22 protein-coding genes and 1 pseudogene are annotated in these 25,128 nt (G+C 41.4%); 15 read left to right on the top strand and 8 right to left on the bottom strand.

The genetic code is table 11. The annotated features are described in order from the left end of the window. Nucleotides 1-170 precede the first annotated feature (170 nt). Both fdhF and R7M92_RS07590 read left to right on the top strand, forming a co-directional pair. A complete protein-coding gene (fdhF, locus tag R7M92_RS07585; RefSeq protein WP_318133044.1) occupies nucleotides 171-4,409 on the top strand; it encodes a formate dehydrogenase subunit alpha in 4,239 nt (1,412 codons plus the stop codon). Between the two features lie 363 nt (nucleotides 4,410-4,772). Beyond that, nucleotides 4,773-5,144 carry a hypothetical protein gene (locus R7M92_RS07590; RefSeq protein WP_141135663.1) on the top strand — a complete coding sequence of 124 codons (372 nt, stop codon included), beginning with the start codon at nucleotides 4,773-4,775 and terminating at the stop codon, nucleotides 5,142-5,144. Nucleotides 5,145-5,253: 109 nt separating this feature from the next. Here R7M92_RS07590 and R7M92_RS07595 read toward each other — a convergent pair whose 3' ends face one another. The 4 genes from R7M92_RS07595 to R7M92_RS07610 form a co-directional block, all read right to left on the bottom strand. After that, on the bottom strand, nucleotides 5,254-6,351 hold the full coding sequence (locus R7M92_RS07595) for an ABC transporter permease (protein WP_031778897.1): 1,098 nt from the start codon (nucleotides 6,349-6,351) through the stop codon (nucleotides 5,254-5,256). Further along, entirely contained in the window at nucleotides 6,351-7,277 is a 927-nt protein-coding gene (locus tag R7M92_RS07600) for an ABC transporter ATP-binding protein (RefSeq protein WP_033906808.1), read from the bottom strand. The genes R7M92_RS07595 and R7M92_RS07600 overlap by 1 nt, the downstream gene beginning before the upstream one ends. Nucleotides 7,278-7,281: 4 nt before the next feature. After that, nucleotides 7,282-8,232 carry an HlyD family secretion protein gene (locus R7M92_RS07605; protein WP_005385136.1) on the bottom strand — a complete coding sequence of 317 codons (951 nt, stop codon included), beginning with the start codon at nucleotides 8,230-8,232 and terminating at the stop codon, nucleotides 7,282-7,284. Between the two features lie 207 nt (nucleotides 8,233-8,439). Then, nucleotides 8,440-9,231 (bottom strand): PhzF family phenazine biosynthesis protein, encoded by a 792-nt coding sequence (locus tag R7M92_RS07610; protein ID WP_262639119.1) that lies wholly within the window; start codon nucleotides 9,229-9,231, stop codon nucleotides 8,440-8,442. A gap of 187 nt (nucleotides 9,232-9,418) precedes the next feature. Here R7M92_RS07610 and R7M92_RS07615 point away from each other — a divergent pair, with 187 nt between their 5' ends. Both R7M92_RS07615 and R7M92_RS07620 read left to right on the top strand, forming a co-directional pair. Next, nucleotides 9,419-9,952, top strand: a complete 534-nt coding sequence (locus R7M92_RS07615; RefSeq protein WP_017635230.1) for a YbhB/YbcL family Raf kinase inhibitor-like protein — start codon at nucleotides 9,419-9,421, stop codon at nucleotides 9,950-9,952. 19 nt (nucleotides 9,953-9,971) lie between these two features. Beyond that, on the top strand, nucleotides 9,972-10,751 hold the full coding sequence (locus R7M92_RS07620) for an AraC family transcriptional regulator (RefSeq protein ID WP_047101663.1): 780 nt from the start codon (nucleotides 9,972-9,974) through the stop codon (nucleotides 10,749-10,751). Between the two features lie 36 nt (nucleotides 10,752-10,787). Here the strand turns inward: R7M92_RS07620 and arsB are convergent, their stop codons facing one another. Beyond that, nucleotides 10,788-11,843: an ACR3 family arsenite efflux transporter gene (gene arsB, locus R7M92_RS07625; protein ID WP_005385145.1), complete on the bottom strand. Its 1,056-nt coding sequence runs from the start codon at nucleotides 11,841-11,843 to the stop codon at nucleotides 10,788-10,790. Nucleotides 11,844-11,928: 85 nt separating this feature from the next. Further along, nucleotides 11,929-12,270, bottom strand: coding sequence for an ArsR/SmtB family transcription factor (locus R7M92_RS07630; RefSeq protein ID WP_182039344.1), 342 nt, complete (start codon nucleotides 12,268-12,270; stop codon nucleotides 11,929-11,931). Between the two features lie 270 nt (nucleotides 12,271-12,540). Here R7M92_RS07630 and R7M92_RS07635 point away from each other — a divergent pair, with 270 nt between their 5' ends. Then, nucleotides 12,541-13,125, top strand: a complete 585-nt coding sequence (locus R7M92_RS07635) for an NAD(P)H-dependent oxidoreductase (protein WP_054730289.1) — start codon at nucleotides 12,541-12,543, stop codon at nucleotides 13,123-13,125. A gap of 167 nt (nucleotides 13,126-13,292) precedes the next feature. Next, nucleotides 13,293-13,658 carry a winged helix-turn-helix transcriptional regulator gene (locus R7M92_RS07640; RefSeq protein WP_005375456.1) on the top strand — a complete coding sequence of 122 codons (366 nt, stop codon included), beginning with the start codon at nucleotides 13,293-13,295 and terminating at the stop codon, nucleotides 13,656-13,658. A gap of 195 nt (nucleotides 13,659-13,853) precedes the next feature. Here the strand turns inward: R7M92_RS07640 and R7M92_RS07645 are convergent, their stop codons facing one another. Both R7M92_RS07645 and R7M92_RS07650 read right to left on the bottom strand, forming a co-directional pair. Next, nucleotides 13,854-14,537, bottom strand: coding sequence for a hypothetical protein (locus tag R7M92_RS07645; RefSeq protein ID WP_005385150.1), 684 nt, complete (start codon nucleotides 14,535-14,537; stop codon nucleotides 13,854-13,856). A 512-nt stretch (nucleotides 14,538-15,049) separates the two neighbouring features. Further along, nucleotides 15,050-15,589: a redoxin domain-containing protein gene (locus R7M92_RS07650; protein WP_005385152.1), complete on the bottom strand. Its 540-nt coding sequence runs from the start codon at nucleotides 15,587-15,589 to the stop codon at nucleotides 15,050-15,052. A 637-nt stretch (nucleotides 15,590-16,226) separates the two neighbouring features. Here R7M92_RS07650 and R7M92_RS07655 point away from each other — a divergent pair. From R7M92_RS07655 to R7M92_RS07695, 9 genes and pseudogenes are all read left to right on the top strand, one after another. After that, entirely contained in the window at nucleotides 16,227-17,306 is a 1,080-nt protein-coding gene (locus R7M92_RS07655) for a phosphoribosyltransferase domain-containing protein (RefSeq protein ID WP_225473264.1), read from the top strand. A 5-nt stretch (nucleotides 17,307-17,311) separates the two neighbouring features. Continuing rightward, the gene (locus tag R7M92_RS07660) at nucleotides 17,312-18,055 is read left to right on the top strand and encodes an HAD family hydrolase (RefSeq protein WP_053303784.1); all 744 of its coding nucleotides are present in this window, start codon (nucleotides 17,312-17,314) and stop codon (nucleotides 18,053-18,055) included. A 7-nt stretch (nucleotides 18,056-18,062) separates the two neighbouring features. After that, nucleotides 18,063-19,181 carry a cysteine protease StiP family protein gene (locus tag R7M92_RS07665; RefSeq protein WP_053303783.1) on the top strand — a complete coding sequence of 373 codons (1,119 nt, stop codon included), beginning with the start codon at nucleotides 18,063-18,065 and terminating at the stop codon, nucleotides 19,179-19,181. Continuing rightward, entirely contained in the window at nucleotides 19,178-20,053 is an 876-nt protein-coding gene (locus tag R7M92_RS07670) for an HpcH/HpaI aldolase/citrate lyase family protein (protein WP_225473266.1), read from the top strand. The genes R7M92_RS07665 and R7M92_RS07670 overlap by 4 nt, the downstream gene beginning before the upstream one ends. A 70-nt stretch (nucleotides 20,054-20,123) precedes the next feature. Next, nucleotides 20,124-21,236 carry a hypothetical protein gene (locus tag R7M92_RS07675; RefSeq protein ID WP_225473267.1) on the top strand — a complete coding sequence of 371 codons (1,113 nt, stop codon included), beginning with the start codon at nucleotides 20,124-20,126 and terminating at the stop codon, nucleotides 21,234-21,236. Continuing rightward, entirely contained in the window at nucleotides 21,237-22,484 is a 1,248-nt protein-coding gene (locus tag R7M92_RS07680) for a toxic anion resistance protein (protein WP_318133047.1), read from the top strand. Nucleotides 22,485-22,487: 3 nt separating this feature from the next. Further along, nucleotides 22,488-23,054, top strand: coding sequence for a TerD family protein (locus tag R7M92_RS07685; RefSeq protein ID WP_318133048.1), 567 nt, complete (start codon nucleotides 22,488-22,490; stop codon nucleotides 23,052-23,054). Between the two features lie 9 nt (nucleotides 23,055-23,063). Continuing rightward, entirely contained in the window at nucleotides 23,064-23,642 is a 579-nt protein-coding gene (locus tag R7M92_RS07690) for a TerD family protein (protein WP_017635838.1), read from the top strand. 488 nt (nucleotides 23,643-24,130) lie between these two features. Continuing rightward, a pseudogene (locus R7M92_RS07695) lies at nucleotides 24,131-24,646 on the top strand (IS5/IS1182 family transposase); the annotation flags it as partial. Nucleotides 24,647-25,128 lie beyond the last annotated feature (482 nt).

Genomic DNA, 25,128 nt, shown 5'->3' on the forward strand with positions numbered 1-25,128 from the left:
TTAAACACCGAGTGTTGAAAGTTAGCGAAAGAAGCCCTCGCTTTTTATGACACGTGAAAAATGTGGTTTATAAGTTTTACATCACACTAACTTGTCTTACAAATGATTATCCTTATAGAATGCATGGTTTTACTTGTGCAGATTTGGATTTGCTTTGCTGCGGGGGTTGCATGATAGAAATTGTCATCGATGGAAAATATAGAATTGTAGAAGAGGGTCTAACCCTTTTAGAAGCAGCAAAAGTGTGTGGGGTCGAGATCCCATCGCTGTGCGGAATGAACAAAAGTAATGAAAAAGTACCGTGTGACTTGTGTGTGGTTGAAGTCGAAAGCGGCGGTACTAAGCGTGCGTGTGAACTTGAAGTTTACCGCGGCCTTAATGTGGTCACGCAATCAGAACAATTAAGCGAGCACCGCAGAAAAGCACTCAACCGCATCATGACGGACCATTACGCCGATTGTGAAGCGCCATGTAAAACCGCCTGTCCAGCGGGCGTTGATATCCAATCGTACCTTTATCACATCGCACAGAACGATCATCAAAAAGCGATTGAAGTGATTAAGCGTACGCTTCCTATGCCGTTATCGATTGGCCGCGTATGCCCTGCATTTTGTGAGAGCGAATGTCGCCGTTCGTTAGTCGATGAGCCTATTGCAATTCGTCAGCTAAAACGTCATGCCGCGGATGCGGATTTGTCTGCGCATGAAGCCTACGTGCCAGAAAAGAAACCAAGTAAAGGTTTGAACATTGCCGTCGTCGGCAGTGGTCCTGGTGGTCTAACGGCTGGCTACTACTTATCGAATGAAGGCTACGACGTTACGGTCTTTGAATCCATGCCAAAAGCGGGCGGTTGGTTGCGTTACGGTATTCCTGAATACCGTTTACCAAAAGACATTCTCGATAAAGAAATCGAATTGATGTGCCGCAACGGTATGCAAGTTCACACCAATCAAAAGCTAGGTGTGGATTTCACGCTTTCTCAATTGAGCGAAGAATACGACGCGGTGTGTTTGGCGGTCGGCGCGTCTCAAGCGGTCGAAATGCATTACACAGGCAGTGACCTTGAAGGTTGCTACTTAGGTGTTGATTACCTCAAAGATTACGTGACTGAGCAAAACTATGTAACGGGTCAGAAAGTCGCGGTGATCGGTGGTGGTAACACGGCAATTGACTGTGCTCGTACTGCGCGTCGTGCTGGTGCAGACACCACGTTGATTTACCGTCGTACCCATGACGAAATGCCGGCAGAAGACTACGAGATTGTTGAAGCGGAACACGAAGGGGTGAAATTCCACTTCTTGACCAATCCTGCAGAAAACCTTGCCGATGAAACCGGACGCGTGAATGCGATTCGTCTAGAGCGCATGGCGTTGGGTGAGCCGGATGCATCTGGTCGTCGAAGCCCTAAACCAACTGGCGAGTTCTTTACCGAAGAGTTCGACACCGTGATTGCGGCAGTATCGCAAAAGCCAGATCTGAGCTTCCTCGAAGGCGAAGATTTATCGATTCCACTTACGCGATGGAATACCTCTGATGCAGATGAAAAGACCATGCACACAGGCACAGGCAACATCTTCAGTATTGGTGATTTCCGCCGTGGTCCTGCAACGGCAGTTGAAGCCGTGGGTGATGGCCGCGTTGCGGCAAAAGCCATTGATCTGTTTTTGAATGGCGATATGGCCGATATGCCAAAGGCGGCGTTCAACTCGCGCAAAGAGAAGAAACTCTCTCAAGTCGATCCGCTTCACTTCGAGAACATCCAGAAAGTCGCTCGATCTATCATGCCAGAATTGACTCCAGCACAACGCGAGCAAAGCTTCGCTGAAGTGGAGTTGGGCTTTGATAACGAAGAAGCGATGCAGGAAGCCGCACGCTGCCTTGAATGTGGCTGTCAGGCAAATACCGATTGTGCGCTGCGTGATTACTCCACCGAATATGAAGCTGAGCAAAGCTTTGACTTCTCCTTGCAGATTAAATCACACCAAGATTGGTTAGATCTTCGTGCGAAAGACTTGCGTCATAAGTACGAAGTTGACCGCAGCTCTGAGTTTATTGAGTTTGATGCTAACCGCTGTATTAGCTGTGGTCAGTGCATCCAAGCGTGCCGCGACAAAGCCGTACACGGTGTACTGAACTTTGTGTGCGACAAACAAGGTCGCCCGGCATTACGTCCTGACGATCGTCCACACTTTGGAAGTAATAAGAATGGCTTAACCCTAATGGGCGATTCGAACTGCGTGCAATGTGGCGCGTGTGTTCAAGTGTGTCCAACGGGTGCAATGGTCGATAGTCGTGACCGTTCACAAGGTCGTACTGAAGATCTGAAAGCGGTCGACACCATTTGTACATACTGTGGTGTGGGTTGTAAGTTGACTATGTTCGTGGACGAAACAACCAATACGATTCGTTACGTGAAAGGCGGTGACTCGCCGGTTAACCAAGGCATGCTGTGTGTGAAAGGGCGCTTTGGTTTTGACTTCATTGGCAGTGAAGAGCGTCTTACCACGCCATTGATCCGTAAAGATGGTTGGTTGCAGCCTGCAAGCTGGGAAGAGGCGATTCAACTGATTGCGAGCAAGTTCTCTGGCATCAAGCAAGATTTTGGCAGCAACGCATTGGCGGGTTTCTCTTCAGCGAAAACCACTAACGAAGACAACTACGCGTTCCAAAAATTTGTCCGTCGTGAACTGGGCACCAATAACGTCGACCACTGTGCGCGTTTGTGCCACGCATCGAGTGTAACCGGTCTTGAAGCGTCACTGGGTAGTGGTGCAATGACCAACGACATTCCAAGCATTAAGCACTCGGATGTGATCTTTATTATTGGTTCGGATACCACATCGGCGCACCCGATTATTGCTTCACATATCAAACAAGCAATTCGTCACCACGGCGCTCGTTTGATTGTGGCTGACCCGAAACGTGTCGATATGGCAGAGCATGCTGAGCTGTATATGGCGCACCGTCCGGGTACGGATGTGATGCTCCTAAACGGTGTCATGCAGCAGATCATCAAGAACGGTTGGTACGATCAAGAGTACATCGAAGAACGTGTCGACGGCTTTGATACCTTGTTGCAAGAGGTGATGTCGCCAGCTTACAACCTCGATAAAGTGGAGTTGGTTACGGGCGTAAAAGCCGAAGACATTCAAGCAATGGCGCGCATGATCGGTACAGCAGATCGTACGGCTGTTTACTACTCGATGGGTATTACTCAGCACACGACAGGTCATGACAACGTGCGTTCTATCGCTAACCTGCAATTGCTGTGTGGCAACATCGGTATTGAAGGTGGTGGTATTAACCCGCTACGTGGTCAATCTAACGTGCAAGGCGCGTGTGATATGGGTGCTTTGCCAAACAGCTTCCCAGGCTACCAAAAGGTATACAACCCAATTGTGCGTCAGAAGTTTGCTATTGAATGGAACGCACCAAATCTGCCTTCTGAGCAAGGTCTAACCCTGACAGAAATCATTGATGCGGCTTGCCATCGTGACGTCCGTGGTATGTACATTATGGGTGAGAACCCAGTGTTGAGTGACCCGAACCAAGCGCATGTGATTGAGGGCTTAGAAGCGCTCGATTTCTTAGTGGTTCAGGACATCTTCCTAACGGAGACTGCACAATACGCGGATGTGGTTCTGCCTTCTTGCTCGTTTGCAGAGAAAGCGGGTCACTTCACCAATACGGAGCGTCGTGTTCAGCGCGTGAATCAGGTTGTCACGGCACCGGGTGAAGCGAAAGAAGATTGGTGGATTATTCAAGAAATCGCCAATGCCATGGGTAGTGATTGGGATTATCACTGCGTGTCTGATATCACCAATGAAATCGCACGTGTGACACCTCAATACGCTGGTCTTCGTTGGGATGCCATTACGCCAAACGGTGTGCAATGGCCGAGCAACAAGAACAACCCGGCAGGTACTCGCATCATGCACCAAACCCAGTTTACTCGTGGTAAAGGACAAATGGTGGGCGTACCGTTCCGTTATGCGGCTGAGCTGCCAGATGAAGAGTATCCACTGGTGCTTACTACAGGTCGTGTACTTGAGCAATTCCACACTGGCACCATGACGCGTAAGACCAAAGGATTGGATAACCTTGCAGGCCCTCGCGCGATGGTGAGCGTGGAAGACGCAGAAGCGCTAGGCATCAGTAATGGTCAGCGTCTGACGGTGTCTACACGTCGCGGCAGCATTGAGATTGATGCCTTTGTGACTAAGCGTATTCAAAAAGGTGTGGTATTCATTCCATTCCACTTTGTTGAGTCTCCGGTGAACCGTTTAACGACAACGGCGACTGACCCGCATGCGAAGATCCCTGAGTTCAAGGTCGCTGCGGTTAAAGTGGAAGTGAGCGAGAAAAAAACGCAGACAGAGTCTCTCGAAGATAGTTACCAACACGTTTAAACTCGGTGAGTCGCGTTGTTGTTGTCACTGACAATTTGAGCCTAGTTGATGGGCGGATAATCTAATCTTGATTTCCGCTCTCACTACATTCACTCTGATTGTCTTTTTCCTCCAATTCCTTTTACTTTTCTGTTATCACCTCGCTCCGGTTAGTTTTCCCTTCTTACTTCTTGCTTTCTCTGAGGCGTATTTTTGTTCAAACTCATGATGAGACTGCAATAGAGTTTGTTGTTGAGCTTGTCATAGAATTGACTGTCTCTGACTGTCCCCTGTTATTTGGGCAAGTTCTATAACCTAAACTTTGCTCGCTTCCTATACTGAATTAACGAAGCAAGATTTTTATAACAACAAGAGGAAGCTTGTATGACAAGAACAACCTCATTAGCACTCGTTTTATTACTTATGTGCGCATACTTTGGTTACAACCGTTATTATGTATACCCCCAGCAGTTGGAAACACAGGCGAAGTCCATGCTAATACAAATGGCAAATCGCGAAGAGTGGGTCGATGTGTTTGAGATGATGAATCGCGTAGACGCGCACAAGGGCCATTTGGAACTTGTTGCTGACGTGACATCCTCTGATGGTCAGCGTGCGTACAGTGAAGGTATTATCACGTACACGGATCGCGAAGGCGTTGTCTGTAAACAGGTAGTGTTCAACTTTAAAATAAACTCTTTGAAAAACTACAATATTTCCGATTTACGAGATTGTTCCTACGGTGAGTACTATTAATATTGTCTGAGAGTTGAGCTTGATAGCACAGTGTATGAATACAGAAACAAAAAATAGCCCTTCGTTGGGGCTATTTTTGTTTTTAAGGAATGAACGCAATATCGTGGGATTAGTCGAGTGATTTTTTGAAGCGAAATGAAGCGACAATAAGGCCGATAACGGTGAATCCAAGTAACCAAACTGTATCTCGCCATAGTTCCATTAGGTCTGCACCACGCAGCACCACACCACGAATAATTCGCATAAAGTGGGTGGCAGGCAGCGCTTCGGATATCCATTGTGCCGCGATGGGCATTCCTTCATAAGGGAACATAAATCCGGATAGAAGAATCGACGGCAAAAGAATAAACACCGTCATCTGCATTGCCTGAAGCTGTGTCGTCGCAATGGTGGATATCACCAAACCTAAGGTTAAACTCGCGGCAATAAACAATAGCGTGCCAAATAGTATCTGACTAATGGCGCCGTTTATCGGCACACCAAATATCCAGTGACCCAAGCCTAAAATGATAAACACCTGTATCAGACCAACAAAGATGTAGGGAATGATCTTCGCTACCATGAGTTCGATGGAGTGGATTGGCGTGGTAATCAGTAACTCTAAATTGCCACGTTCCCGTTCTCGAACAATGGCTGCGCTGGTGAACAAGATCATCGTCATGGTTAGAATCACGCCCAATAAACCGGGGACAATGTTCACCGCCGAGCGCCGACTCGGGTTGTAATACAGCGCAACTTCAAAGGTTTTGGTTGGGGCGGGGCGTATCTCAAAATCAAAATCCGTTAACGGCATGGTTTGTAGCGAGAGAATCGCAGAGCTGATCATGGTATCTGAACCATCCACAATCCACTGTCCAAGCTCTCGACCTTGCACCATACGTTGGGTTAGGTCGCTAGGTAGAATTAAAGCCGCTCGCACCAAACCGTCTTGAATGGCTTGCTCGGCTTCAGAAGCGGTAGCGAAGGTTTCGACCACATCGACCACTTGTGTGACTTTGACGGATTCGGTAATCACGCGTCCGGCGGTGCTGCCACTTTGATCGACGACGCCAACGGGAATATTGCGAATATCGGTATTAATGGCAAAGCCGAACAGCAAAAGCTGAATCAGTGGGATCATCACGACCATGCCAAAGGTAATGCGGTCACGTGAAAGCTGACGGATCTCTTTGATCATTACCGCTTTCATACGGGCAATAGATTTCATCATTGGCGACCTTCTCCCGTAACGCTGACAAACACATCTTCCAAGCTCGGGCGAGCAATGTTCATCTCGCAGCCATCAAGCTCAGGAAAGGTTTGGGTTAACCATTCGATCGGTTGTTCGATGTGCTGGTGGATTAAAATGCGTAAGCGAATGCCTAGCTGTGCGGCCGAGCGCACCTCTTCACGCTGAATGACTTTCTCTTTTAGCTCGCGTAAGTTATCCGCTTTGACTTCGACGATGTTAACGCCCATTTGTGCCATAAGCTCTTCTGGCTCACCATCGGCGCGGATTTCCCCAGCCTCCATAATAGCCAGACGATGGCAACGCTCCGCTTCATCCATGTAGTGCGTTGTGACCAAAATCGTCGTGCCTTGGTCAGACAGATCAAACAACTGCTCCCAGAAATCACGTCGGTTCTCTGGGTCAACCGCAGACGTGGGTTCATCAAGAAACAACAGTTCTGGTTTATGCATGGTCGCTGCGGCGAGAGACAAGCGTTGTTTCTGGCCGCCACTCATTCCGCCCACGCGCTGTTTACGCAGTTGGTCGAGGCCGTAGGTGGATAGTTGTTCTTCGATGCGAGCTTTCAGCGCCTTGGTTTCCATACCAAAGATTTGTCCAATAAACTCAAGATTCTCTTGAACCGTCAGATCATCATAAAGCGAGAACTTTTGCGTCATGTAGCCAATCTTGAGGCGCAGAAGCTCAGATTGTTTTGGTATCTCTAGCCCGAGTACATCGACATTGCCTTCGCTTGGGCTAAGTAAGCCAGTTAACACACGAATAGTTGTCGATTTACCGCAACCGTTAGGACCAAGAAAACCATAAATACTGCCTTTGGGCACATTAAGCGTGATGTTGTTGATGGCGGTGAAGTCACCAAACTTCTTCACCACATTTTCAGCTTGAATCGCGTATTCGGTCATTGGCTTACTCCACCAAATCCACTTGCGCTGGAATGCCCGAAGGCAAGGATTGTGCGGAGTCTTGTAGGTCGACTTCTGCAAGGTACATCAAACGCGAGCGTTCTTCTTCGGTAAGCGCGAAATAAGGCGTGAATGAAGGCTCAGTCGCAACCCAACGAACGGTGCCGCTATATGGTTGCTCAACGCCATCTACATGCACGTTAACCGTTTTACCCGGCACAAAATCGACTCGGTAGTTGGCAGGAACATAAACGCGAGCGTATGGGACGCGGCTGGCTTGTATTACAGCAACCACACCATTCACAGGAACGCGTTCACCAAGGTTAAACGGTAGGTTATCTAACAAGCCATCTCGCGTGGCCGTGATGGTGAGTTCTGCCAGTTTCTGTTCTTGTAGTGCCACATCGGCTTTTGCTGCCATGAGTGCGGCTTTCGCTTGTTCAATATCTTCAGGACGAGAGCCAGCGGTCAGTTTGCTGAACTCTTCTTGTGAGGAGTCTAGCTCTGCACGGGCAGAATCTCTGGCTGCTAAAGCGGTGTCTTTTTCTGATTGGCTGATGAGTTTTTTACGAACTAACTCCGCCTTACGTTGGTAGTTCTTTTGCGCTTCAACCAATTGAGCTTCCGCTCTGGCAACGCGTGCTTGCGCTGCGGCAATGTCTTCTGGTCGCTCACCATTGGTCAATTTCAAAAGATAAGCGTCAGCCTTGGCTTGTTCGGCTACGGCGTGAGCTAAAACGGCTTCTTGGTTCTTTGTATCGAGCTGAACCAGCACTTCTCCTTCGGTGACTTGGCTGCCTTCCTTGATGGGTAGGGCACGAATTATCTCGCTAGAGGTTGCAGTAAAGGTTACGCGGTCACGTTCTAATGTGCCAAGGGCTTGCTGTCCGTCATCTTTGGAACAGGCAGTTAAAAGAGTCAGGGCTAGGGTGCCAAGAATGATTCGCTTCATCATGCGACGCTTCCTCTAAGAAGGTGAGCTCGAAATCGTATCAAGCTATAGAAGAGTGTGGGACTGCATTCAGTGTAACGTGAGTCAGTTTTGTCCGGCTAGGAAGTTAATTCCTTCAATATTCATCAATTGATTAATTATTGAAGCTGGCTTTATCCTGCGGAAGCCGTGCTTTACTTGGCTCTTTTAAGTTGATTACATGAATATCATTTAAACAAAAATCTTGCCTTTCATGTAGAGCACGCCGTCGCCAGATACTCTTACTTGTTCGCCAGTAACTTCACAATGCAAAATACCTCCGCGCTGAGAAGCTTGGTAAGCAATCAGAGATGTTTTGCCTAACTCCTCTGCCCAGAACGGTGCTAATCCAGCGTGAATCGAGCCGGTTACGGGGTCTTCGTCGCCACCATTTGCAGGCCAAAAGTAACGCGATACAAAGTCTTGTTGATCGCCTTTCGCAGTAACGACCACATCGTAAGGAGCGAGTGTCTTGAGGTGTTCGGAACGGTATTGAACCTCAAGTACTTCCTGCTGGCTGTCGACCACCACGAAATACGCTTGAGGGCTAAGCAGTACGCGTTCTACATCGCAACTTAAGCCCTCAATCAATGCCGAGGGAATATCAGAAACGGCTTTTGGAGGACGAGCAGGGAACGTCATCTCGATCTTACCTTGCGCATTCTTCTCTACGGTGAGGGTCCCTACTTCCAGAGTATGAAATTCAATCGTGCCATTAATGCCAAACTCATCAAACAGAACTAACGAAGAGGCCAGTGTTGCGTGTCCACAGAAATCGATTTCAGTAATCGGAGAGAACCAACGAATCTCATATTGGTTTGCGCCAATGGACTTTAGGAAAGCCGTCTCTGATAAGTTGTTTTCTGTCGCGATATTTTGCATCAATTCTGGGGCTAGCCATTCCTCTAACGGTATCACCGCTGCTGAGTTGCCTTTGAATTGCGTATCGGTGAAGGCGTCCACCACGTAGATATCCAATTCCATTTTCCTTCCTTATTCCGTGAGCGATTAATTAGCATAAACCAAGTGCAATTAAGAGAGTAAGAAATTTGTGTTAGAATCTTAAAGTGTCAAAATTATAGATTATTTTGTGTTTTTTGATACTTACTGACAAGGATTCGGACTGCTGGGTATTTAGACTAGTGTTGAATTCATTGAAAGGAAGAAAAACATGAAAGCGATCTACAAGTCAGTTTTGGTATTGAGTGTTTTTGCGGTCGGTTCTGCCCATGCATTTGAACTCGTGAGTAGAGATATTCAAGAAGGCCACCCGATGGCGAAGACATTTGAATACTCTGGTTGGGGATGTGATGGCGGGAATCAATCACCACAATTGATGTGGAAAGAAGCTCCAAAGGGCACAAAAAGTTTTGCGATCACCGTGTATGACCCCGATGCACCAACAGGCAGTGGTTTTTGGCATTGGATAGCGTTTAATATTCCATCCACCGTTAGCGAGCTGCCTCGAGGCATTGATATGAACAAGTTAGGCGGCAAAGAATCTCGTATTGACTACGGCACAACGGGGTTCGGCGGCGCGTGTCCTCCAAAGAATGATGGGATGCATCGTTACCAGTTTACGGTGTGGGCATTGCCAACTGAAGAACTGAATTTGGATGAAAACACGCCACCAGCCATTGTAGGGTTTACTTTGAATAGTGTTGCTTTGGGTAAAGCGACATTAACCACGACTTACACGCGATAATTGAATATAAGGGGAGAGAATGGGTCACCAATATCAGGTTACGCTGTTTCGTGCGGAGCAGCAGCAGAAGCTTCGTAATGTCAGGATTCACTCCCCAAGCATTATTCAGATTGTTAAGGGGAGTAAACATCTTTTCTGGAAAGACGAAGTACTCGACATCCATCATCCAAATATCATGCTTTGTGAAGCAAATGCATCCCTAAATTTTGAAAATCTTCCTCTACAAGGGCGATTTCTTTCTCGAATGTTCAGTTTTCACTGTGTGCCTAGCGATGAAATGTTGGAGCTAAGCATGAGCAACGCATTAGGAAACTATGTACCCGTTGTTGAGACAGATAAAGCATTGCAAGCGACGTTAAATGCTTTGTTTTCGTTTGAGCGGGAAAGCTTAAGTGAAGCGACACAACGCTATTGGATTATGGGCCTATATCAGCAGCTAGCTGAGAGAGGGTTATTGCATCGGTTGTTCTCGAGTTCACATATCTCTTTTAGTCAGAAACTTAGTCGTTACTTATCGCGCTCTCCAGGGGAGGAGCATCCATTAGACATGGTCGCGGGGCACTTTGCTATGAGCCGAGCAACATTGATACGCAAACTGAAACAAGAAGGTACCCAGTATCGTGAAGTATTGGCAGAAGTGCGCTTAAATCACGCACTTTACTTGATGCAAAATGGCTCGTATAACGTTGCTATGCTCGCACAGTTGTGTGGTTATCAGTCAGAGGGGCGTTTTAGCCAACGCTTTAAAAGTAAGTTCGGCCTAACGCCCAGCGAGTATATTAAAACGGTAGTGAGTTAATGTTTTACCGCTTTTGTATTTTTTGTGCTTTTTAGGTTAGCCATAATATTTGGCTTTCATTCGCAATGCTACATTCACCAAAGCAATCAACACAGGCACTTCGATCAGCGGGCCAATGACACCAGCAAAAGCTTGGTCTGAGTTTAGTCCAAACACCGCGATAGAAACCGCAATAGCCAATTCAAAGTTGTTGCCTGTTGCTGTGAAGGCAATCGACGCATTTTTGTCGTAGTCGATGCCCATTTTCTTACCAACGAAGAAGCTGACAAAGAACATCAACACAAAGTAGATAGCCAGTGGAATTGCTACACGGAATACATCCATTGGCAGTTCAAGAATCATTTCACCTTTTAAGCTGAACATCAGTACGATGGTCGCAAGCAGGGCGATAAGCGTAATTGGTGAAATGCGTGGGATGAACACGTCGTTGTACCATTGTTCACCTTTCGCAGCGACCAGCCATTTGCGGCTTAGGAAGCCCGCTAGGAATGGGATACCAAGGTAAATAAGAACGCTTTCCGCGATGTCCATCATCGAGATATCAACTACGAAACCTTCGTAACCAAAGACTGGTGGCAACACAGTGATAAACAACCATGCCATCACACTGTAAGTCACGATTTGGAAAGCGCTGTTTAATGCAACTAGGGCTGCGCCGTATTCTTTGTTACCACCACCGATATCGTTCCATACCAATACCATCGCAATACAACGAGCAAGACCGATCAGAATGATGCCAACCATGTAACCCGGATGATCACCTAGGAAAGTCAATGCAAGGATGAACATTAAAATAGGGCCGACAATCCAGTTCATGACTAAAGACAGCGTGATCGCTTTTTTATCTTTCGTCACTGTACCTAGCAGGTTGTAGTTCACCTTTGCTAGCGGCGGGTACATCATCAAAATCAAACCAATCGCGAGCGGTACGTTCGTGCTGCCGACTGACATTGACTCATTCCACTCAGCAACTTGAGGGAACGCTGCGCCAATACCTACACCGATTGCCATTGCGACAAAAATCCACACCGTTAGGTAACGGTCCAAGAAGCTCATTTTGTCGCTGGCACTATTTAAAACTTGAGTAGTCATAGTGTTCTCTTATTCGTTTATCGTCGAAAAGCGATAGTTGAAGGTATAGTTTATCTCTGCACGCCTGACCAGCGTGCAAAGGGAATTAATCAAATAACGTGGAAAAGCCTAGATTGAACTGATCAAACGCGTCGCGTTGAATGCGGTAACACACCTTAGGTGGGTTTGGCTCGGCGCTGATAAAGCCTGCTTGCTTGAGAATACGCAAGTGCTCGGAAACAGTAGATTGCGCAAGACCCAGTTCAGAAACCAAATCACTGTTCAAACAACCGCCCATGGTATCGAGCGTGTGCAGGATATGCAGAATGCGCAAACGTGCTGGATGCGACAAAGCTTTTGCTTGTGCTGCGAGAGTTTGTTCTTTCTCGAGCTGTTGTTGCGTTGTCTGAAAAACAACTTCGCACGTGTCCTTGCACTTATCACTCATTCGCTGGCCTTAATAGTTAATCGTCGAATTGCGATAAAGTGTACGCCTGCTCTGTGGAAGATGCAACAACTCGATGAAAAAATTAATCGTAAAATAACGATGAATAAAAAATTGAAAAAATATATGTTTTAAAAACAGTGATATAATAAAAAATTAAGTAGGTTACTAAAAGTTAACTAATTGCACTATATTTCTAGGTTACCATAATAAACCACACCCGACGCACAATGGTTACTGCGTCATCTTGTGAACTTATTTAAAGGTAATCCCATGAGCAACGTACTGATCATCAATGCACACGAACCATCACCATATTCAGAAGGTCGTCTAAATGCTTCTCTTGTCGACAAAGCACAGACGCTTCTGCAAGCAAAAGGCCATGAGGTTCGCGTTGTGACAATGCAAGATGAGATCAACGTAGATGAGCAACTCGCACACTTTGAGTGGGCTGATCGCGTGATCATCCAAAGCCCAATCAACTGGATGTCTGTGCCTTGGTCATTCAAAAAATACATGGACGAAGTGTTTACTGCGGGTATGGGCGGCGCACTATGTGCATTCGATGGCCGTAGCGCAGAAGAACCAAAGAAAAACTATGGTACAGGCGGCACTCAAACCAACAGCAAATACATGCTGTCACTGACATTCAACGCGCCAGAAGAATCGTTTGATGATGAGAGCGAATACCTATTCCAAGGTAAAGGCGTGGACGATTTGATGTTCCACATGCACGCTAACTTCCGCTTCTTTGGTATGTCAGCACTGCCTACATTCGCTTGTTACGACGTGATGAAGAACGCAGATATCGAAAACGATTTTGTTCGTTTCGAAGCGCACATTAACGAAAACTTCTAATCCTTTTAGAAAGATAGTGCGAACTGAATGATGAATTGAGATGGACTGCTACATGCGGTCCATTTTTATTTGTTTGCGGCGAGGTGACGTTTTTATTACTCTAAAGCACTAAATGTATCTAGCTTACTTTTCGTTACCTAGATTAGGTGCGTATCTTGAGGTGTATTGTGGAAAGCAGAATCAGTGTAGATAGCAAAGGTCGTAAGTCAGTGGCGAACGTATGTGCGGAGCCATGTGCTATCGAGAAAGGGATGCGTCTAATTGGTGGTAAATGGAAAGGTTCTCTGATTTATCATTTGAAAGACGGCCCAGTTCGTTTCAATGACTTAGCACGCATGCTAGGCGGTGCAAGTAAAAAGATGATCGACCAACGTCTTAAAGAGCTAGAAGCGGAAGGTATGGTGGTGCGTAAAGTGATCAGCGACCGCCCAATTGCAGTCAGCTATGAACTAACAGAGTTCGGCCGTACCGCACTTAAGATTCTTGATGATTTGCGAATTTGGTCTGAAAAGCATCAAATTGAGCTTCGTTAAGACCAAAGTAGTTAATCGCAAATGTCACTCTCTTTTGAAAGCTGATTAACAATACATCGCCGTTTATACCCAAGTAACTTAGATGTGCTTCATTAAAATCGTAATTTGTTTCGTAAAACAACGTACTCTTTCGAGTCAGGCATATCGAAGCTACTTGAGCATAATCGTACTTTTTAAGTTTTTGATTTTTAGTTATTATTTTATCATACTTAATAAGTTGTAGAATAAATCACTCACTTCAGTTGAATTTAAAAAAGCACTATTTAATTCCAGTTTCTTTTCAAAATCGGAATATTTATCGAATTCCTCTTTCTCAACTAAACCTATTGGTGAGTTGTCGTTAACGTGGCTTTCATATTTTTTGATGGTATATAATTTAGACTTTTCGTCAAAATATTGAATTATCTTAATGTTAACGTCAGGTCTCTCCGTATTATACGTGATCGTAATTTTTTCATAATCTTTATTAATCGGAGTCGTAAGTCCTGTAGGGTAGATGATTTTAAACCCATTAATGTCATTCTTCTTCGTGCTTTTATAATGTTTTGAGTATGAAAAGTTTTCAATTGCACTTTTAGTGACGATAATTGACTCACCTTTCTTTAAACCGTATTCGGTACATTCATAATCGTCAACAACCGTAGAATTTCTTTTCTTTTCAATCAGGTAGGACATGCTTGCAGATGTCCCTCCGTGTTCCAGTTTTTGTTGGTTTACAGAACAATAGAAATGACCTTTTTCCACCGTCATTGCGTTGATTTGTTCCGGATTTGAAATGGTGGGATGTATATCTTTTGCTGGATCGTTGTCGCTTCCTCCTGAACCGCATCCAACTAATCCGATACAAACGGCCATATAAAGCAAAGAGATTTTATTCATACTGTATTTCTCAATTAAGATGTGTGATTGCAAATAACGATTAATTACATTTTTATAAAGTGAAATGTTTTTTATTTTAATTGAATGGTGTTTTATTGGTAATTTAATCGTTTGCTTTTATTTTGTCTCTTACGGTATCTATGTTTTCATTTATGGTATGAATTATTAGAATTGCATAATTTTGAGTTGCAATAGGATAATAATCGCTAGCCAACTACTTGTGTAGGTACCGTTATGATTTATATATCCGTTAAGTCTAAGTTTTTAGTCTTAATTTCATGTATTTATCGTGAAAGTGACTTAGAAGTAAATAACTAACGTTGTTTGAGGGGAGCCTGGGCTTCACTGAGCTTGTTTTTCATCAAGGCGTTGTATAATGAACAAGGACTCTATTTCCAACTTGTTGATACATATCAGATCTCACGGATCTGATATGCATTCCAAGTTATTCTCACTAAGGCAAGAATCTTAGCTTATTTAAGGATAGAAAGTTTACTTGGGTGTAGAAGATATTAGTAATCCAATGTGCCACGGATAGGGTAGTTATTGTTTGGATCGCGAATCCATGCCAATCCGCGTGATAGCGCGCCAAGCTCAGGGCGAACAAACGGGTTGTTTGAAATATCCACCACGTGTAAGTCGCCGTGTTCATTCACCACAAACAGACCTGGTTCTGCGAAATTATGATCGGTTTCCTGTTCAGATCGAGGAATAGATACATACAAGCCTAGCGTTTTCATTTGTTCTTCGGTCAGGCCGTAAGCGATAGGGAAGCTGATTTCGAGTTTCTCTAGATGCCCCTCTAGCTGTGCTTTTGAATCGCCAGAAACGGCAAGAATATCGACGCCAGCATCAGCGAAAGCCTGTTTGTAACTCTCAAGCTCGTTGAGGTACTTAGTACAAAGAGGGCAGTGTTTACCACGATAAACGAATACTGCTTGCCAAGTCGCATCACCTTGCGGCTGACCCAACGTTACGCTTGAACCATCTAGCAAAGTGGCTTGAAGATGAGGGAAGCTGTCGCCCGCTTTAAGTTTCACTGAAGTTGCCATATTGACTCCCGAATTGGTGGTGTATATCCATGAATGCCCCTTTCTCAACAAAGCGATTGGGGGATGAGACTTCAATGTAAACTCTGTTTTTCGGTGTTTCAACTAGTTAACTTTTAGTAACCACAAAAACTGCAATGGAGCTTTAAGGTGTAATCTGACTTAGCTTAGGGTGATAAACTACTAGCTTACCTGTTACCTTCAAAACGAGTTAGGTTTAAAGGCAAACCTTCTCATAAAACAATGAGTTTAGAGCCTTAAGGAATGACGATAAGTTAGCGGTTATCATTGAATTAAATGTTGAAGTTGGAGAGGTGCGGAGGAATAGGCATTTAAATCTATTGATTTAGGTAAAGTGTTACACCTTATCTACGTGGAAGTTATACGATTGAAATTACCTTTAATTTTCGATGGAAAGGACAAAAACTAAGACTTTTGGCGATTTTGATGTTAAAAGCACATGCTTGACATGCATAATCACTAAATTATTAGAGTTTTAGTTCTTTCTGCAAGTTCCTAATATACATTTTTTATGTTTATTATTATATTAACTCTATTTTTTAAGTGATCTCTTCATTCTTTTTTATATTTGTGAAAGTAAATAATCACGATGAATGAAATTAATTAGCAACCGATAATAATGAATAAATTTAAAATAGAAATTAAAAATGGAACATTAAATATTGATTTATTTAAGCAGATGATGCCATTTGAGGATCTATTAGACTTCGCTTCAAGAGAGAACCCTAAAAGAGGTTTTTTATTTGTTTCTAAAGTTTTAGGAAAACATATTTCAGTAAAACCAAGTACGATGAGAGATACTTATGATTTACTTGTTTCGCAGATTAATAATGATCTAAGCAGTTTTGTGATTGGTATGGCTGAGACCGCGACGGGCTTTGGTGCTGGTGTTGCGGATAGTCTAGCTAGGGCACAAAGCAGAGAAGTTTACTATCAGCATACCACTCGTTACAAGTGCGACCTGCCAATCTGGTTTACGTTAGATGAAAATCATAGTCACGCTATTGATCATATTTTGTATCAACCAAAGATAGAACTATTAGAACCTATTTCTAATTGTCAGCGTCTTATACTCGTTGATGATGAGATTTCAACTGGTCGTACGCTAAAGTTACTCGGTGATAAGATTTTACCAAAGATGCGATTTGTGAAAGAGGTTGTAATAGTCTCATTAGTCAACTGGTTAAGCGAAGAAAATCGCGCTCAGTATGAAGAGTGGGATGTTACAGTTACTCATGTTTCATTAATTGATGGTCAGTTTGACTTTCAGGCAAAGCCTAACTTAAATCTTTCTCTCCCAGAAAAAGTTGATGGAGACCTTGTCAAAAAGCCTTGTAGGGATGATTTAGGGCGATTTGCTATGAAAATGCCATTCTGTGGTCATATACCTGTATTAGATATTACTTTTCCGAGAACTGTTATCGGAGATGGAGAGCACCTATATTTGCCTTTCCTAGCTGCGGAGCTAGCAGAGAGTCGAGGAGGAGATGTGATCTTTCAATCTACAACTCGTTCCCCGATTTTGGTGGGAAATGCAATTAATACGAAAGAAGCTTTTCAGGTGGATAGCCGAGATGTAGAGCATTACATTTATAACCTTCAAGAGAATGAGAGGCTACCAGTGCTCTTTTTAGAAGATGAATCACTTAGATCTGAGCACCAATTAGCCCAGCGTTTTCCTCCACTTGAGAGAGAGTAGTTATCATGCGTACTGTGCTTTTTACAGATATTGATGATTGTTTTATGGCAACTAAAAGGAAGTTTTCAGAAAGCGATAGCCTTTCTATAGCGTCATTAGATATTGACGGCCAAGCTCGTTCATTTATGTCAGAGAAACAGCGGACTCTTTTGGAGTTATTTATTGACACTAGATCTACAATTATTCCGGTAACTGGACGGAGTTATAACACGCTCAAAAGGGTTCAAGTAAGTTCATTATTTAAGTCGTGGATGGTCGTTTCTCATGGTGCTTTAATTATTGAACCTAACGGAAAGAAGTGCAACGCCTGGGTTGAGCATATTAAAAATAAATTTCCACTTGGATTATGGTCTGATAAATTGAATTTAATAAATGAAGAATTAAAAGAATTTATACTTTCTAAAGGGTTTAATGCACAAAGTTATATTGTTTCCGAGGATGATATTGATTGTTATGTTTGTGTAAAATGCACTGAAGGTATAGATTATGATTTTATATTCGATTCAATACTTTCACAAATCAGTATAGATTTAAATGATATAAAAATACATATTAATGGCCGAAATATGGCACTTTTGCCACCTTATACCCAGAAAAAATTAGCTGTTGATTATATAATACGTCAGCTAGATGAAAAGTCATTAATTTTAACCATGGGCGATAGCCTATCTGATATCCCATTTATGAAACTTTCTGATTTTGCTTTGATGCCCACTAAAAGCCAGATCGCAGATTCATTATCTTGGTAATAATACTATGAGCTTATCTATATCTCCAATAATCGGTAGTTATAATGAGAACGACTGTCAGTTCCTCTTAGAGGTTGTCAAGTGTCAGTTCTTTTCAATTAATGAAAAAGAAAATCTAATCCAGTCTGAAGGGGTTCATTACTCTGAATTATTGAACAAAGAATCAAAACCATCAATTAAATATCAAAGACTGTTCTTTGAATTTACCGATAAGTATAAAAACAAACTAGCAAAACACATTTTTTCTCTCGCTGAAAAGATTAATAATAATCAATTGGGAGATATCACTCTGGTTTCTTTAGCTAGAGCAGGAACACCAATTGGCGTTTTAATAAAGAGAGCGTTAGAGTATTATTTTAATAGAAAAGTTTGTCATTATAGTATTAGCATTATTCGGGATAGAGGTATTGATTCGGTTGCTCTTGATTACTTGTTGAAAATTAAAAGATATGATTCCTCTTCCTTAGTATTCATTGACGGCTGGACTGCAAAAGGAGTAATCACTAAGGAATTAAAGCGATCTATTTTCTCTTATAACAAAAGAAATAATACTGATATAAAACCGTACCTTTATGTTGTCAGTGATACAGGTGGGGTTGCCGATTATTGTGCCACGAAAGAAGACTATCCAATACCTTCGTCTATGTTGAATTCTACAGTATCAGGTTTGATTTCGCGAAGTTTATGGCAAGATCCTAAAAAACAAAAATTCCATGGCTGCGTAATCAATAATCACCTAAAAGAATTTGACTATTCCCACTGGTTTGTGGAAAAGATAGCAGAATGTTTTTTGAAAGAAAACTTTAAAGATGAACCTTTTGAGCAACATGAGACAATTGTCGATTTAGATAACACTAAAGATCAAATAAAAAGATTTATATCCTCATTGACCATTAAATATTCTATTAAAGATGTAAACTATATTAAGCCTGGGATAGCCGAAGCAACTAGAGTCATGCTAAGACGTGTTCCTTCTTTACTTATTGTTCGCTCAATAGACAGCAATAAAGTCAAACATTTATTAATGCTAGCAGATGAAAAAGGAGTCAAAGTAGAAGAAGAACCAACCTTGCTATTTGAAGCATGTGCACTTATTAAGCCACTTAATATAGAGGCAATAAAATGAACATCTCTAGCTACTTCTCTTTGGGAGCAACATTGTATACTCCGTGTAATCACCCGAATCTAAAAATGTTAATGAAAGAAGGATTGGGATCAAAGAGTATGGTTTTTTGTACTGAAGATGCCATTTCTGAAGGTGAATTGAATCAATCACTTAAGAATTTGAGTGTTGCGATCGATGGATTAGATAGTTCAAATACACAGTTCAAAAGGTTTATTCGTCCCAGAAGCCCAGAAGTTCTTGAAAATATATTGTATTTTAGAGGGATTGAAAAAATAGATGGTTTTGTTCTCCCTAAATATGATCTAAAAACAAATGAAGATTATCATAGAGTATTAAAATGTCACTCTATTAAGTTTAAACTAATGCCTACCTTAGAATCTCTTGATGTAATTGATGCGTTTAAATTACCAGAGATTAGAAGAAGTTTACAAAATATCTATGGAGATATAACTTGCCTTCGTATAGGAGGTAACGATTTATTCAATCTTCTGGGTATAAAACGTATGACAGGCCAAACAATTTATGAAACCCCCTTACGTTCGGTGATAGAGAATTTAATTATCGCTTTTAGGCCATACGGTTATGAGCTTTCTGCGCCTGTGTTTGATATGATCGATGACCATAAAACGTTGATAAGGGAACTTGCTATGGATGTTAACTATGGCCTTTTTGGAAAAACTGCTATTCATCCTCAACAAGTTAAAATAATTGAAGGTTTTTTTAAAAGTTATTCAAATACACATATTGTTCAAGCTGAGTCAGTTTTGGCAGATTCTTCCCCGGCAGTTTATAAAATGAATGGACAAATGATGGAAGTAGCATGCCACAGTAATTGGGCTAAACGAACTAAATTTTTGGCTAATTCATTTTAGACAACTTATGACCTCAAATTGATAATTATTATTGAGGAAGTTTTGATTTAATATCATAGTGCGAAAAGTAATGATAAAAACATTTCATCATAAAGATTTAGATCCAACTCATGTTAATGAACTTCCTGAAAATGAAGAAAAACATGAATTAGCTGTCAAGAAATTTAGCCATATAAAGTCTAATAGAAGTCTTGTATCCGAAGAGAGTTTTGAACACCTTCAGAGTGAAAAATATGGGAAAAACATAAAATATAATAATAAGAAAAAACCTTCAGTTTTATTTAGCAATAAAATAAAGTCAATTCAAAGTGACTTAGTTAATGTTGAAGAAGATTTTAAAATTGAAGTTGAAAAACTGTGTAGAAGAGAGTTTAAAAATGTCAATTTAAATAATGGAGACTATTTGGTTATAATTAACATTTACAATTCTATTATTTTCAATGATCCTATGTATCAAATAGAATTTGGAAATGTGGAGTCAAAAAAATTCCAACAATTACAAGGGTTTTTGTCCGATTATGCTAAGTTAAGTAAGGTAGATAAAATTTTAGGATTAGGACAGATCATTATTAAATTGGCAAAAAGTATAGATATTGATATTTTCAATCCACATAAGTTTGGTACGAAGCTATCTAAACTTTTTGGTAACCATAATCAAAAAATAAGAAAGATTAAGTATGACTTTGATTATGTAAGTGATAATATTGACGAAAGAATAAATCGAGTATTTGATAACCTAGCTGAAATGCGAACGCATCTCGAAAAGTTTCAGTATTGGTCTATAGAGTTACAAAGCTTGAATAAAAACCTTATATTCAAAATTTTAGCATTGATACTAAGGATGGATAAAGAAAAAAAATCAATTCAACAAGAAAGTATTAATCTTTCTGACTCTTTTAAAAAAAACGGATTTGATTCAATTAAAAGATGGGAAAGGAAAGTACAAACTTTGCTTTCTCTAAAACAATCTATAGATTTGACTTTCCCCCAAATAGAATTATATAGCTCTAATTTGTTAGGTAGCTTTGAACAGTTAGAAAAAATTAAAGTAGATATTATTCAAGTCTGGAAACAGCAATTTTTAACAGTTATTGCTATCGACGAATCAAACGATTCAATACTTTACTATGAGCTGAACGACATTCAGGAACAATTGATTCGAAATATAGAGGAGCTGCGATAAATGGTATTCCAACCGAAGACTTTTACATCCAAAAATGTTAATTCTAACAATATAGAAAATTCATCTAATACTAATGTTGTAAAAACAATAGAAAACTCACTAATAGTTGAAGGCACTACAGATATCTCTAAACTTCCGACGATTAAAGGACAAAATGTTAAAAGTATATACAGTTGTGTTGAAAAATCGATTGAAGTTTATCAAGCTGATCTGAACGAAGCGAACTTAAACCCGAGAGAAGCATTTCAACGTATAGTTACTCAACTTAATCAGATTGATATCTATTCGTCACGAGGTATTAGTACTCTCGGTCATGAGTCAGCTGAGAAAATAGCTGAATATTCTGACTCTATGTTGAATCAAGTTCGGACTAAAGATCTGGAAGAAATGGGAGAGAACCTAAATCAAGTTGTGGGCTTGGCTAAAGGAGTTGATTTAAGTGGGCTAATGGGGAAAGACAGCTTTTTTGGAAAGTTGATATCTAGATTCAAATATTCTAAAGAGGCTATTTTAGCTCAGTTTAACTCGGTAAGCACTCAGCTCGACAGGGTAGTAAAAGAGATTAATTCGCAGCAAGTGCGTCTCCAGGAGCGTTCTGTTCAGCTCGAAACTGTTTTTTCTCAAAACATAGCGCAGTATAAGGCGTTAACAGAAGCCATAATATACGGAGAATCAAGGCGTTTGCTCATAAAAGGTAAAGCAGAAGTCTTAGCAAAAGAGCTTGAAGATGAAAACTCTCCTTTAAAAGCGCAAGAATTAAGCGACTTACAGTCCTTTCACAATCGTATTGAAAAACGTGTTCACGACTTAAGGTCATTGCAAATGCTTGCGTTACAAACGGCTCCAATGATTCGGATGGTACAGACTAACAATATCACTTTGATTGAGAAGTTCGACAATATAAAGACATTAACGATCCCATCGTGGAAGAAGCAATTTACGCTTGCTATTTCTATGTTAGAGCAGAGAAAGTCGCTAGAACTTGCGGGCAAAATTGACAATGCTACAAATGGCTTAATTAAGAGAAATGCAGATTTATTAAGACAAAATACGTTGCAAACAGCAAGAGCTAATCAACGTTCAGTTATAGATCTGGAAACACTGGAGCACGTGCAAAATACTCTGATTACCACATTGCAAGATGTTGTTTCCATTGAACAGGAGGGAGCTAGAAATCGCGAGATCGCTGATGAGAGAATGGTTAATATGAAAAAAGAATTATCTAAGCTATTAAAAAATAAGGAATAATTAATGTCGATTAATTTAGAAAAAGGTAATGCAATAAACTTAACGAAAGCTGAGCCTGCGTTGCGTAAGTTGAGGCTTGGGCTTGGTTGGGATCTAATACCCACAGAACCACCAATTGACATTGATTGCTGTATATTTATTTGCTCTTACGATGCACAAGATCAGCCTAAACTTTTGTCTGATAAGCACTTTGTTTTTTACAATAATCTGGAGTGCCCCCAGGGAGCAGTGGTACACCATGGTGATAACCGCACCGGTGCTGGCGATGGTGATGATGAGGTCATCAACATAGATCTGCAATCAATTGACCTAAGAGCAGCTGAGTTATCTATTTTTGTTACGATTCATAACGATACACGTGGTTTTTCACATGTAAATACCAGCTACATTAGGCTTTACAATGACGTAACTGGGAGCTTGATTGCTGAGTACAAACTAGGTCAAGAGTTTGCAAACGAATCTGCTGTGCAAGTAGGTTCGTTAGTTAAAAGTGGTAACGAGTGGGAGTTCCATGCAGTTGGAGCTGGCTACCAACTAGGTCTCGGCGACATTGTGGCTGGTTATCAATAAGGTAAGATTATGTCTATTAATTTATCAAAGAACTCAACGATATCGCTTACTAAAGAAGTTGAAAAATTATCTAGTATTACTGTTGGTTTAGGTTGGGACGTAGCTAAATCGAAAGGTTTCCTTGCTTCTATTTTCGGTACCGCTTCAATTGACTTAGATGCATCCTGCCTATTGATTGATGAAAATTTAAATGTACTAGATTCTGTTTGGTACGCTCAGTTGAAATCAAAGTGTAAGTCTGTTATCCACCAAGGAGATAATTTGACAGGCAAAGGTGATGGTGACGATGAGAAAATTACTATTAACCTGACAAAGTTGCCTAATTCTGTTAAATACATTGCTGTTACAGTTAACAGTTTTAGAGGACAAACTTTCGATAAAGTCGAAAACGCTTTTTGCCGTATTTTGGATCAATCTTCAAATGAGATTTGTCGCTTCACTTTAAATGAACAAGGGAGTCATACAGGAATTTATATTGGCCTTTTGACTTATAAAAATAAAGAGTGGAACTTTACTTCTAAAGGGGTTAACGCTAATGGAAGTAATGTGAATCAGATTGCAAGCACGGTTTTGCAACATATATATTAATTAGTTTATATGATATTTTACATTTAAAATAAACAAAGCCTAACTGTTAATTTTTGTTAGGCTTTTTTAATGGTGAATTATATTTGCTAATGTTGTTTATAATGAAATGTAAAATTTAAACGATATTAAAAATTTAATATTACTTAACTTTTCTTACCAAATTCGTCTGTGCTGAGTAATTTGATGTAACTAAATAAATAAGTTGCGATTTGATAGGCTGCACTAGTTAATAACCATAACCTTATGCGTAAACCTCGTTAGAAAACCACTAAATAATGCCTTCATTAACCGGGGGTCACCCACTTTTGGGGTTGATGAATAAACCATAAGCGAATAGAAGCAAAGCCAATCGAACAAGCGTACTATGTCTCGTCGGATCTGAGACCTAGCTATTACTACCGCACTGGTGGTAAAGGGCGTTTTCTCTATACCGTTGGGCTTAGGACATTAAGCTTTCATTTAAAGCAACACTAGGAGCGCAATAGAGTATCTGGCGCAAGTTATATTTAGCCGTAGATACCAGCGCGTGCGAAATAGTCGTAGTAGCTCTGAGTTTATCTAAATAACTGGTGCCGAAGTATTGCCCCATTTACTTAGGCAGACACATTAAACGGTCCTAGAAGTATCAGATGATGACACTTATGGCATAAGAAAATGCCATGAATGTCATACGAATAAAGAGAGCAGTTCCTATCATTTAGCCAAGGGAAGGATCGGCCTTTTAGGAGCGTGGATACCTTCGTAATCTGGCTTTAGGATGTAAGACATTCTACGGTATATAAAGGAGGTCAAGAAAGAGCTCAGATGTGCACTCTCCGAAAAAGCTATGTATCGAGTGAAGCAGTTGCTGGGTTAGAAACTATAACTAAGAAACTACAACGCTCAAGTTGGTGAAACTTACACCATGATTAAAAGTGCTCAACAAGCTTAGAGGGTTTGGCATGCCTGAAGCTCAGTGTTTTATATCAAAATCATTTCTCTTTAGGCTGTTTAGCCTCTTGTAAGAATTTTGCAACAACGCTAATAGTGCATGAAATAATACTATTTCAAATAGTCAACTTTTAGTAACCTGCAATAAGGTAGTAGAGTGCAAAAGATGAAAAAGCAGAACTTAAGATACAACGAAGTGGGGGTGTAGTATCAGGAGCTAAGTTCTGCTTGAGGTTAGGCTATGACCACTGGAACATATCGTTAAGATAAACCAGAGTCATCACTTCTATTTTATTACTCGATTGAGCTAGGCGTTGCTGAAAAAAGTACGCCATCATTGGCTTCTTCATTTTTTCCTCCTTTAGCTGACGAGTAAATTATGTGTATAAAAGGGGATATAAAAAAGAGAGTGCTTTTGTTGGCTTTTTTCCTAATAACGTAAATATATGGGGCTTTAAAGCCGAATTTGGAGGTTAATTGTGGAAAAGGGGAACAGATAATTAGGAAGTTTTCTTATTTTATTACCGCCAACTTAAGTAAACTATTCCTATCCACA

Origin of the sequence: Vibrio sp. Vb2880 (assembly GCF_033337975.1) — a bacterium.
Taxonomy (GTDB): domain Bacteria; phylum Pseudomonadota; class Gammaproteobacteria; order Enterobacterales; family Vibrionaceae; genus Vibrio; species Vibrio alginolyticus.